This window comes from Nonomuraea sp. NPDC049158 (assembly GCF_040648335.1).
Taxonomy (GTDB): Bacteria; Actinomycetota; Actinomycetes; order Streptosporangiales; family Streptosporangiaceae; genus Nonomuraea.
Genome location: NZ_JBEZDM010000001.1, coordinates 25,883 through 37,396, shown reverse-complemented (window position 1 = coordinate 37,396; position 11,514 = coordinate 25,883). Strand labels below are relative to the sequence as shown.

Annotated in this window: 10 protein-coding genes; 4 read left to right on the top strand and 6 right to left on the bottom strand. The window is 71.0% G+C overall.

Features of this window, described 5'->3' with window-relative positions; genetic code table 11:
- Positions 1 to 69 precede the first annotated feature (69 nt).
- Complete coding sequence (locus AB0B61_RS00190; RefSeq protein ID WP_358425518.1) at positions 70 to 690, top strand: LysE family translocator; 621 nt, start codon at positions 70 to 72, stop codon at positions 688 to 690.
- A 4-nt stretch (positions 691 to 694) separates the two neighbouring features.
- A complete protein-coding gene (locus AB0B61_RS00185) occupies positions 695 to 1,240 on the top strand; it encodes a TetR/AcrR family transcriptional regulator (RefSeq protein WP_358425515.1) in 546 nt (181 codons plus the stop codon).
- Positions 1,241 to 1,330: 90 nt separating this feature from the next.
- On the opposite strand, the gene AB0B61_RS00180 is transcribed toward AB0B61_RS00185, so the two are convergent.
- The 4 genes from AB0B61_RS00180 to AB0B61_RS00165 all read right to left on the bottom strand — a co-directional run bounded on the left by AB0B61_RS00180 (position 1,331) and on the right by AB0B61_RS00165 (position 5,809).
- Positions 1,331 to 2,527, bottom strand: coding sequence for a hypothetical protein (locus AB0B61_RS00180; RefSeq protein ID WP_358425512.1), 1,197 nt, complete (start codon positions 2,525 to 2,527; stop codon positions 1,331 to 1,333).
- A 9-nt stretch (positions 2,528 to 2,536) separates the two neighbouring features.
- A complete protein-coding gene (locus AB0B61_RS00175; RefSeq protein ID WP_358425509.1) occupies positions 2,537 to 2,917 on the bottom strand; it encodes a Rid family detoxifying hydrolase in 381 nt (126 codons plus the stop codon).
- Positions 2,918 to 2,943: 26 nt separating this feature from the next.
- On the bottom strand, positions 2,944 to 3,969 hold the full coding sequence (locus AB0B61_RS00170) for an alanine racemase (RefSeq protein WP_358425506.1): 1,026 nt from the start codon (positions 3,967 to 3,969) through the stop codon (positions 2,944 to 2,946).
- A gap of 298 nt (positions 3,970 to 4,267) precedes the next feature.
- Complete coding sequence (locus AB0B61_RS00165; RefSeq protein WP_358425503.1) at positions 4,268 to 5,809, bottom strand: amidohydrolase family protein; 1,542 nt, start codon at positions 5,807 to 5,809, stop codon at positions 4,268 to 4,270.
- 242 nt (positions 5,810 to 6,051) lie between these two features.
- Between AB0B61_RS00165 and AB0B61_RS00160 the strand changes: the two genes are divergently transcribed.
- The gene (locus AB0B61_RS00160) at positions 6,052 to 6,501 is read left to right on the top strand and encodes a hypothetical protein (RefSeq protein ID WP_358425500.1); all 450 of its coding nucleotides are present in this window, start codon (positions 6,052 to 6,054) and stop codon (positions 6,499 to 6,501) included.
- A gap of 12 nt (positions 6,502 to 6,513) precedes the next feature.
- Here AB0B61_RS00160 and AB0B61_RS00155 read toward each other — a convergent pair whose 3' ends face one another.
- Positions 6,514 to 9,885 carry a DUF4153 domain-containing protein gene (locus tag AB0B61_RS00155; RefSeq protein ID WP_358425497.1) on the bottom strand — a complete coding sequence of 1,124 codons (3,372 nt, stop codon included), beginning with the start codon at positions 9,883 to 9,885 and terminating at the stop codon, positions 6,514 to 6,516.
- Positions 9,882 to 10,565: a response regulator transcription factor gene (locus AB0B61_RS00150; RefSeq protein ID WP_358425494.1), complete on the bottom strand. Its 684-nt coding sequence runs from the start codon at positions 10,563 to 10,565 to the stop codon at positions 9,882 to 9,884. The genes AB0B61_RS00155 and AB0B61_RS00150 overlap by 4 nt, the downstream gene beginning before the upstream one ends.
- A 72-nt stretch (positions 10,566 to 10,637) precedes the next feature.
- Here AB0B61_RS00150 and AB0B61_RS00145 point away from each other — a divergent pair, with 72 nt between their 5' ends.
- Entirely contained in the window at positions 10,638 to 11,492 is an 855-nt protein-coding gene (locus tag AB0B61_RS00145; protein WP_358425491.1) for an arylamine N-acetyltransferase, read from the top strand.
- The last annotated feature ends 22 nt before the right edge of the window (positions 11,493 to 11,514 follow it).

Here is an 11,514-nt window from a genome sequence, read left to right as displayed (position 1 = left end):
ATTGGTCCAGGAACGGGGTACCCGATTGGCTCTCAACAGCGGGCCAAAGCCGCTTTACGCTTATATTTCATGATCCCTTGGTCCACGTACGTGCTCTTCGTGGGCGCCTCGCTCGCGCTGGTGCTCATCCCCGGCCCGAACCACCTCTACATCACCGCCAGGGGCCTTTCCCAGGGCCGGGCGGCGGGGCTGGCCAGCGCGTTCGGTGTGGAGACCGGCACGCTGGTGCACATCGCGGCGGCCGCGGCCGGGCTCTCGTACCTGATCACGAGGTCCGCGACGCTGTTCGGGATCGTCAAGTGGGCGGGAGTCGCCTATCTCGTCTATCTGGGGGTACGCGCGCTCACCGGCAAGGAGCCGGCCGAGTCCGAGGTGCCGCGGCCGGCGCAGCCGCTCGGCAAGGTGTTCCTCGAAGGCGTCGTGGTGAATCTGCTCAACCCCAAGGTCACGCTGTTCTTCCTGGCGTTGCTGCCGCAGTTCGTGAAGCCGTCGGCGGGGTCGCCGGCGCTGCAGATCGTGGTGTTCGGTGTCACGCTGCTGGTGCTGGGGGTGCTTTCCGACCTGGTGTACGCGTTCACCGCCGGGGCGCTCGGCAGCCGCCTCGTCAGGAGGGCCCGGGGGCTGCGGCTCTTCAGCGGGGTGGTGTACCTGGGGCTGGGCGTGATCACGGCGTTCGCCGGGAGAAAATGACCGCATGGCGCCGAGGAAGCAGCAGGAGATCTTCGATGCGACGCTGTTGCTGGTCGCGGAGAAGGGCTATGACGGTCTGACCGTCGAGGGAGTGGCCGAGCGGTCCGGCGTCAACAAGACGACGATCTACCGGTGGTGGCCGTCCAAGGCCGCGCTGCTGGGGGCTGCGCTGGTGGAGGCGGAGGCGCTGGAGTTCGAGGCGCCGGACACCGGGAGCCTGCGTGGCGATCTCGTCGCGCTCGTGGAGGGGATCCGCCGGCTGCTCACCCAGCCGCCGGCCAGGGACATCGCGGTGGCCGCGCTCGGCGCCGCCGTACGCCATCCCGAGCTGGACGCGCGGAAGTTCTTCGCCGACCGGTTCGCGCGGGAGCGGCAAGTCTTCGAGCGTGCGGTACGGCGGGGGGAGCTGAAGCGGTCGGTTGACCCGATGCTCGTGGTCGATCTGCTGGCCGGGGCGGTGTGGATCAGGGCGGTGTTCCGGGGGTTGCCGCTCACGGACGCCTTCGCGAGCCAGGCGGTATCCGTGGTGCTCGATGGTGTCATCCCCTAAGGGACAACTACGCTAGCCAGGCGGTGTCCGTGGTGCTTGGCGGTGGTGTCATGTCTTAGTGAGATAAATCCGGACCGCCCATGCGGCCGGTCAGAGGGCCTCGGCCAGTGCGGCTGGGATGCGGTCCAGCACCGGGTACGACATCAGCCCATAGGCGTAAAAGTCCACCGCCAACGCCCCCGCCGCCTTGGCCCCTCGCGCCTTCGCGACCAACCGATCAGCCGAGTCGCTGTCCGGGTAACCAGGCCGCAGCACCGCGCGTACCTCCCGATCCTTGCCCACCGACCGCAGGTAGGCGCCCACGTCGTCGGCCACCCGGGCGGCGTCGCGCGCGTAGGCGAGCACGCCGAACGCGGGCACGAGGTCGCCGAGCGCCACCAGGTCCACGCCGAGCTGCCAGGCGTCGTGCGCGGCCAGGCCGGGTGAGGGCAGCCCGTCGGTGTAGCCCTTGACGGCGCCGGTGGAGTCGATGAACACCAGCTTGGAGCCCTCGTCCGCCACGGCGGAGGCCACCTCGGAGACCAGCGTGGTGACGGTCTCCGACCGGGCGCGGGCGTAGGCGACGACCTCAGGACCCGCGTACGCCGTCAGCGCCGCCCGGGTCACCTCGCCCTGCGCGGGCGGGTCGCCGTCGAACACCCCGCCCACGATCCTGGCGCACTCCTCGCGGGCCACCTCGGCGTTGACGCCCAGGTCGGTGGCCCGGCGCATGCAGTAGTCGCAGAAGCACAGGCCGAACAGGTAGGCGTCCATCGGCCCGAGCGGTACGAAGGAGCGCTGCGGCTTGAGCGGCCTGAAGTGCAGCGACTCGGCCACGACGCTGTCGACGCCGAGCCGGGCGACCGCCCTCGCCAACGCGACGGCGTACTGCCGCACATCGGGATGCGCCGGGCACAGGTCGGTGAGCGAGCCGCGATCGCCGAAGCAGTCGCGTACCGTCACATCTGGGTGCTGGGTGCCGATCGTGGCATTGCGCAGGAAAACAGTCCAGCCGTGGAGCTTCAGCCCCCGCTCCGAACAGGCTTCGCGCAGGCCGTCGAGCGCGTTCTGGTATCCGGCCGTCGGCCTGAGCCGCAGACCGGAGAACAGGTCGGCCGGCGGGACGAAATGGGCGCCGTCGTGGCGGAGTGTGAGCCTGGTCAGTCCGTGCGGGGTGACGTCGCGGGATGCGTGGTGTACGGCGCCGACGGTCACGCCCGCCACGCCGTACCCGCTGATCCTGTCGAGCACCCGCTCGACGCCCTCGCCGCGTAGATCTTCGACGAAGACGTACACCGAACTGTCCACGGACCGACCTTACGCGCTCTTGTGCGCGACGAAGTCGATCTCCACCAGGATGTCCAGCAGGTCCGAGCCGACGGTCGTACGGACCGGGTACGGCTGGCTGAAGTACGACTTGTACACCTCGTTGTAGGCGGCGAAGTCGCGCTTGAGATGCTGCAGGTGAACCGTGGCCTTGACCACGTCGTCGAAGCCGAGGCCGTGGGCGGCGAGAATGGCGCCGAGGTTGCGCATGGTCTGGTGGGTCTGGGCGGCCACGTCGTCGCCGACGACCTCACCGGTCTGCGGGTCGAGCGGCCCCGCGCCCGAGGTGTAGACGAAGTCGCCGACGACCAGACCCTGGGAGTACGCGCCGACCGGGGCCGCGCCCTCGGTGGTCCTCAATTCCTTCTTCACAACATCTCCCTATTCATCAGCATTTATCAGCCAAAATGGGTGCTTATGGTGCCGACGCGCCTGTAGTCGCGGTCGACCACCGGGAGCGTGCGCCACTTGTCGAAGGCGGTGCACGGGTGCGAGATGCCGAAGGCGAGCAGGTCGCCCGGCTTGAGCCCGTCGGCGCGGACGACCGTGTGCTGGTCCTGCATCTTCACGATCGTGACGCCGCCGCGTCTGGGGACGGGCAGGCCCTCGTCGTACGGCGCGTCGCGCTTGCCCAGGCCGACGATCGCCAGGCCCGGCTCGGGCGTGGACAACACGTGCGCCCACACCTCCAGCGCGGGCCGCAGCTCGCCGGGGACGCGGTTGAACGGCGTGCGCTCGCGGTAGTAGCCGTCGTCGTGGGTGACGTACGCTCCGGCGCGCAGGACGATCCTGGCCTGGGTGGTGACGAGCTCGCGCCCGATCACGTCGAACCACTGGCTGCCGCCGACGGTCAGGATGGGATTCTTGACACGGATGTGCTCGGCGGCATCCTGCAACAGATACAGATATTTCCGGACCTCGGGCGCCGTCTTCAGCGCCCCTTCGTACCCGGCGACACCCGCCAGCTCCACCCCGTCGGTCCGCTGCACATGCGCTGCCACCTCCAGCAGCTGGTCCAGCGTGCGGCACCCAGCTCGCCCGCCCTCATGCCCGAGCTCGACCAGCACGCTGAACGGCCGCGACGAGGCATGCCGGGCCAGGATGTCCACCCCGGCCACCGAGTCGACGAAGGACAGGAAGTCGAAGCCCGGGTCGGCGGCCAGCTCGGTCGCCGCCCACTCCAGCCCGGCCGGGTCCACCATCTGGTTGGCCACCATGACCCTGGCCGCCCCGAACTCCCGCGCCGCCATCGCCTGCCGCGCGGTCGCCACGGTGAGCGCCCAGGCGCCCGCTTCGAGCTGCATGGTGGCGATCTCTCGGGACATGTGCGTCTTGGCGTGCGGCGCCAGCTCCATGCCGTGATCGCGGGCGAAGGCGGCCATGGTCGCGATGTTGTGCTCCAGCGCCTCCCGGTGCACGACCATCAGAGGGAGGGTGGCACCGTCGAAGACGGACCGATTGTGTTCGTGGATTCCCTGCACAACACCCCCATTTGTCCGCGCCTGACCCTATCTCATGTTTATTTTATGATCTTGTACGGCAGGCCGGGTGGAGGTGGCTGGGCGCCGATGTTTTTATGATCTTGTACGGCAAGCCCGGTGAGCCCCACCCGCCGCACAGGGCCGGGCCCCGTCCAGGGACACGCTCCTCCGGTGGAGGTGGCTGGGCGCCGTGACGTGCGCATTCTTGGCCCCGTCCGTGGCTCCAGGGGGCGCTGGCCGGTTACGGGCGCAGTGCTCGTCCTGGAGTCTCGCCCGTCAGGGCGCCGTTCGCCAGCACCGGCACCCCCGACACGAGCACGTCGTCCACTCCCCTCGCCGGGGTGCGCGGAGCCTCGTACGTGGCCAGGTCCGTCACCGTCGCCGGATCGAACACCACCACGTCGGCCGCGAAGCCACGCCGGAGCAGGCCACGGTCCGTCAGGCCGAAGCGTCGCGCCGGGTGCGACGACAGGTGGACGGCGGCCTCCCCCCACGTCCAGTCGCCCAGCTCGCGCACGTGCCGTCCCAGGAAGCGGGCGAACGCGCCGAAGCCGCGCGGGTGCGGGTGGCCGCCCACGTAGATGCCGTCCGAGCCGCCCGTGTGCGAAGGGTGGCGCAGCACGCGGCGTACCGACTCCTCCCCCTCCGGCCCCTCGTCGGGACGGGCTGTCACGCAGCCCGCTTCCAGGCGCGTCTCGATGAGCAGGCGGCGGCAGAACTCGTGCGGCGCCAGGCCCGCCCGCTCGGCCGCCTCGACCATGCCCAGGCCCTCCGCCCACTCCAGGCCGGGCGCGTGGGAGATGGTCAGGCGCGGCCAGGTCCGCGCCAGCTCCGGCCACCAGGCGTCGAGCTCCCCGGACGACAGCATCTCCAGGGCGCGGTCCGGCTCGGCGCCCGGGACCTCGGGCGGCAGGACGACCATCGCCAGGATGGTGTTGCCACGCAGGTAGGGGTAGGAGTCGAAGGTCAGGTCCACGCCCCCGGCCAGCGCCTGCTCCACCAAGGGAAGCAGGACGTCCGCGGGTCCGTGCAGGTGGGAGATGTGCACGGCCGTACCGGACCGCTGGGCTATCTCGACGACCTCCGACATGCCCACGTCGGCTCGCTCGCCGTAGGCCCGCATGTGGGTGACGTACGGCAAGCCCGCTAGGGGGGCGCACAGGGCGGCCAGTTCCGCCGCGGAGGCGTAGCGGCCCGGCAGGTACTCCAGGCCGCTCGACAGGCCGACCGCGCCGTCCGCCAGGCCGCGTTCGACGTGGGTGAGCAGGCGGGTCAGCTCGTCGCGTGCGGGGGCGCCCGAGGAGGGGCCCATGACGTCGTAGCGGATCGTGCCGTGCGGGATCAGGTAGGCGGTGTTGAGCGCGACCGCGCGGTCGTACCCCTGGAGCAACTCGGCGACCGTCAGCCCGCCGCCGGAACGCACGCCGCCCGCAAGGGGGCCGTTCACCGCCGCGAAGTAGCGTTCGGCGTAGGCGACGGCGTCGGCGGAGCCGGGGGCGAAGGACAGGCCATCCTGTCCCAGGACGAACGTGGTCACCCCCTGGCGAAGCGCGGCCAGCTGTACGGCGGGGTCGAAGACGGCCGCGTCGCCGTGGGCGTGGCAGTCGATGAAGCCCGGTGCGACGAACCGTCCGCTCGCGTCGATGACGGAGGCGGCCTCCGCGCCGTCGAGGCGGCCCACGGCGGCGACCCGGTCGCCGGTGATCGCCACGTCGGCTCGGTACGGCGGCGCCCCCGTCCCGTCGAGCAGGTGTCCGCCGCTGATGATCACATCGAAAGCCACTCAAGGATTAAACATGATCCAGCAGGTACCGCGCGGCTGCGGTCCGACCCGGGAGGCCCGTCCGGCGGCTGTCGTCGACTCGAACGGCCGACAAAACAGAACATGATCACTTTTGATCAAGCTTGAGATGGTTAATGCGCTACATGGCTATTTGTCCACTATATGAGCGGGAATTACCTCAAGACGCTCGTTGCTCGAGGCGGGACACCTGGCCGTGCTCTTCGCCGGAGACGGAGAAGGTCATGATCGAAAGAGGCGCGCTCGTCGTCCTCGGATCGGCTCTGGTCGCCGCCCTCGCCCTGCCTCAGGGCTTCACCGCGGCGGCCCCGGCCGCCCCTACGGCGGCCCTGTCGACACGGCTGAACCCGTGCGACGACAAGGGCCAGGGCTGCCCGAAAGGCTACTCCGACGGCTACGCCAACGGCGTACGGTGCCAGCCCTCCCGCCCAGGTAAGCACCCGGCTTCAGGCCAGCCGGACTACAGACTCGGCTACAAGGTCGGCTGGGCGGTGGGCCGGAAGCACGCCGGTTGTGGCGGGGGCGGCACATCCAGGAGCGCCAAGCGCAGGCACCAGGGCAAGAGACAAGGCGCCGCGGACGCGGCCAGGTTCCACCGGTGTGTGAAGAGGCACTTCAAGGGCCAGTCGAAGACTTTCAAGCACGGTTACAAGGCCGCCAACCCCCACTGCTAGGACCACCGGCCGTCAGTCGGAGATCCGGGACACCGGGCGGTCGCAACCCGTGGTCGTGGTGGTGACCGGGCGCTTGGCGAGCAGTTCGCGGGCCTGCGACCTGGCCAGGTTCCAGCCGTTCCACGCGTCCGGCTGGTTCAGGCCGTTGGCCTTGATCACGTCGGTCAGTACGCAGCTGCGTTGCGGCTCCGGGAGCCGGTCCAGGGCCGGTACGGCTTCCGCGCCGAGGTCGCCCAGGTAGTCCGCGTCCAGCTTGGCCGGCCCGCGTACCGCCACCTGCGTCTGGGCCACCTGGAAGTCCGGGTTGACGATCGCGAACGCGCCCAGTCCGAGCCCGGTGACCAGCACGATCGTGCGGGGCAGCCAGCCGGAGCCGCGCCCGGCCAGCCGGGCCGCGCCCGCCAGGATGACCAGGGCGAACAGCGCGCCCAGCCACCAGACCGTGGCCTGCACCGACAGGCGCAGCCGGGACAGGCCGTACGCCTCGGTGTAGAGGTCCATGCGGTGCAGCGCGGAGGCCAGCACCACCATGGTGAGGGCGCAGAGCACGCCGAGCTGACCGGCCAGCAGCCAGCGTTCGCGCCGCTCGGTCCGGAGCAGGCCGGCCACGACGGCGACGATGCACATCACGAACACGCTGACCACGACGAGCTGGAAGAAGCCCTGCCTGGCGTACTCGGCGTAGGTGAGGCCGGCGGTCTTCAGCACCCAGGAGTCGCCGCCGAACAGCACAGTGATCTGAACCGCCACGAACGCCGCGAACAGCAGATTCACCGCGGTCAGCGGCACCACCCAGATGCTCCTGGACACACCGAACTTGACCTCGGGCCCGATCGGATCCACCACGGGCCGCAGCGCGACCAGCACCACGGCGGCGAGCAGCACGGCCCCGACCACGAACAGGAAGATCCGCAGCGGCACCGACTCGGCCCAGTCCGGGGTCGTGGTCAGGCGCTCCAGGTAGGTGGCGAACACGGGGTCGGCCGAGGCGAACAGCAGGCCGAACACCACCAGCAACACCGCCGTGATGCCCAGCGCCGCGACCATGGGCAGGATGCGCCGCTTGGCGGTCAGCCGCTTCAGCGGCTTGGCCAGGAACCACGGCACCGGCCCCAGCGCGAGCAGCACCGACACGCCGCCCCTGATCACGCCCAGCCAGCCGAACCCCGCTCCGGAGACGGCCAGCGCCAGCAGCCCGCACCCGGCCATGAACAGGATCCCGACCAGCCAGTCGGCGTCCCGTACGGCGGCCATCGCGATCAGCCAGTAGGCGGTCAGGCCGAACAGCACCGTCCACGGCGTGATCCGCCGCAGCACCGCGGGCAGCGCCGCGGCGCCCAGCACCATCGTGACCAGGACGATGCCCAGCCCCACCTGCGCGTCCGGCAGCGCCACGGCCGAGAACACGCCGGCCCCCGCCGCCGCCGGCAGCAGCCAGCGCGGCGTCTCGGGCAGGTCGGGGCGCGGGAAGAGCGGCGGCGGGACGTACGGCGGGGGCGGCGACTGCGGCCCGTGCACCTGCGGACCGTGCGCCTGCGGCCCGGAGAGCTGCGGACCAGGCTGCCCCTGCCCCTGGTACGCCTGACCTTGCGACCCCTGCCCCTGGTACGCCTGACCTTGCGACCCCTGCCCCTGGTACGCCTGACCTTGCGACCCCTGCCCCTGGTACGTCCGCCCCGGTGGGCGACCCTGAGCGGGCTGGTACGGCGGGGCACCGGCAGCCCGTCGCCCGGTGCCCGCTCCCAGAGACACCCCGACGGCCCCCATGAGCGCGGTGACCAGCACGAGCGTGATGAGCGCGGCCGTGTCACTGCCCGTCGCCACACTGACGAACACGGCCGCGAACAGCCCGGCCAGGAACCCGAGCAGCAGCCCGATGACTCCTCCCCCGGCCATCCGCGCGAGCCGCCCAGCGGACACCGGCACCGTCGTCGGCACCGCCGACCTGGCCGCCCGCGCCGACGACGGCGAAGCCCCCCACGAGCCCCCCGACGGAGCCAGAGCGACCGGCTGACCCGAGACCATCGGCTGACCCGAGACCACCGGCTTAGCCAGCGCGACCAGATGTGCCAACGAGTCCGACAAAGCCGACGGAACCGGCTGGGCCGACGGGACCGGTGGGGCCGACGACACCGGTGGGCCCGACGACAGCGGCGACTCCGGCTCCTGAGCCGACGATGCCGCGAGCACCGCCTGCCCCGCCGTCTCGGTCTCCGGCGTGGCCTCCACATCCCCCGTGGCCGTCACCTCAGACAGACCCGGCTCGACCACACCGACGGCCGGCGCCACAAGAGCCTCCGGCGCCCCGCCCTCGAGTAAGGCATCACCCGCCGCGACGGGCGCCACCCCTTCGTCCGCCCCCGGAACGGGTTCTAATGGCGTATCCGCCATGATGGTCCTCCCTGGTAGATCGACGATCATGCGGCACCCCGCGCAGTCGTCGATGCGGATCGAACCGCCGTGCAGTTCGACGATCTCCTTCACGATCGCCAGCCCCAGCCCGGCACCCCCGCCGTCCGCCGTCCGCCCCGCGTCCAGCCGGGAGAAGCGCTCGAACACCCGCCCGTGAGCCGAGGTGGGGATCCCCGGCCCCTGGTCGGCGATGGTGATGCGGACCCCGTCGCCGTCGGGCGCGCCCGTCACGGTGACCGAGCCGCCGGGCGGGCTGTGGCGTACCGCGTTATCGAGCAGGTTCGCCAGGACCTGGGCGAGCAGGTCGGGGTCGGCGCGTACGACGAGGTCGGCGGGGGCCGCCGGAGCGAGCCGGACGTCCTCCCGCGCCAGCGCGGCCTCGCGCACGGCCTGTTCCAGCAGCGGTGCGAGCTCGACCGCCTCCGGTTCCATGAGGCGCACGCCCGAGTCGAGCCGTGACAGGTCGAGCAGCTGCGCCACGAGCCGGCCGAGCCGTTCGGTCTGGGCGAGCGCGGTCTTCATCGTGACCGGGTCGGCCGCGGAGACGCCGTCCACGACGTTCTCCAGGACGGCGCGCAGGCCGGTGATGGGAGTGCGCAGCTCGTGGCTGACGTTCGCGACGAGCTCGCGCCGTTGCCGGTCGACCTCGCCGAGGTCGGCCGCCATCGCGTTGAACGCCCTGGCCAGCTCCCCGACCTCGTCGCGTGAGGTGGCGCGGACACGCAGCGTGTAGCGGCCCTTGGCGATGGTCTGGGCGGCCCTGGCCATCTGGCGCAGCGGCTTGGTCATTCCCATGGCGAGCACCTGCACCATGATCAGGGCGAGGACCAGCGCGACCGCGATCCGGACGGGCCGGGAGAGGCCGGAGTTGATGCCGACCTCGTTGACCAGGAAGGCGGTGCCCACGGCCAGCACGATCACCAGGCCGAGCTTGACCTTGATGCGGCCGAGGAAGTCGAGCGGCTGCCTCATCGGCGGACCAGCGCGTAGCCGACGCCGTGCACCGTGCGGACGACGCCGGAGCCGAGCTTGCGGCGTAACGCGCGTACGTGGCTGTCCACGGTCCTGGTCGCGGCGGCCTCGGAGAAGCCCCACACGTCCGACAGCAGCCGGTCGCGCTCGAAGACCTGGCCGGGCCGCTCGGCCAGGCGGCGCAGCAGATCGAACTCCGTCCTGGTGAGCTGCGCCTCGGCGCCGCGGACGAACACCCGGCGGGCCGCCGTGTCGATCTCCACCTCGCCCACCCTGATCACCGTGTCCTCGGAGGCGAGCTGGAGGGCCCGCTCGACCCGGCGCAGCAGCGCGTGGATCCTGGCCACCAGCTCGCGCATGCTGAACGGCTTGGCCAGGTAGTCGTCCGCGCCCACCCCGAGCCCGACCAGCACGTCGGTCTCCTCACCGAGCGCGGTCAGCATGAGCACCGGCACCGGCCGGGCGGCCTGCATCCGGCGGCACACCTCCAGCCCGTCGAGTCCCGGCAGCAGCCGGTCCAGGATCACCAGGTCGGGCTCCGCCCTGCCGTACTCGACCAGGGCCGTCTCCCCGTCCCCCGCCACCCTGACGTCGAACCCCTCGGCCGCCAGCCGGTTCCGTACGGCCAAGGCGATGGTCTCGTCGTCCTCGACCAGGAGGATGCGTCGCTGCTCTGCCACGGACGAAAGCCTAGAAGGGGGCTGTGCAGACGGCACTCCCCAATCTGTGCATATCCGGTGCAGACTGAGCCGGTGAACACCGACGGATACCTGCGCCGCCTCGGGCTTCCCGACCTGCTGACCGCCCCGGCCACGGCCGAGAACCTGCGCCGGCTGCACGTCGCGCACATCGAGCGGGTGCCGTACGAGGCGCTGCAGATCTGGCTCGGCCGTCCCACCACGGTCGAGCCCACCGAGTCGGCGGGGCGGATCATCGGCGGCCGCGGCGGCTACTGCTACCACCTGAACGGCGCGTTCTCCCTGCTGCTCATGACGCTCGGCTACGACGTGACCAGGCACGTGGGCGGCGTGCAGGCCCCCGGCGGCACATCCGGCATCACCGCCAACCACCTGGTGCTCACCGTGCGCGGGCTGCCGTCCGACGACAATCCGGGCGGCGAGTGGCTGGCCGACGTGGGGCTGGGCGACGCGCTGCACGAGCCGCTCCCGCTGGTCGCCGGGGTCTACCGGCAGGGTCCTTTCTCGTACGGCCTGCGGCGGTCCGAGGTCGCGCCGGGAGGCTGGCGGTTCGACCACGACCCGAGCGGCTCGTTCCCGGGCATGGACTTCGACCCCACCCCAACCGACATATCAGCTTTTACTGCGATGCATCATCACCTGTCGACGTCGCCGGAGTCGGGTTTCGTGCGGGTCGCGACGATCGCCCGGCGAGACGCTTCCGGCGTGGACCTCGTCCGCGGGCTCGTCCTGTCGCGCGTGGGCAACGGCGCCCATTCCATCACCCTCCACACGGCTCGCGACTACTACTCCGCGTTGTCCGACGTGTTCGGATTGCACCTGGACGACGTGAGTCAAGAAGAGAAAGAAGCCCTGTTCGGGAGGGTTCACGACGCTCATGAAAAGTGGCTGACGGGAACCAACGCCTAGCCCATGGCTTTGCCATAGAACG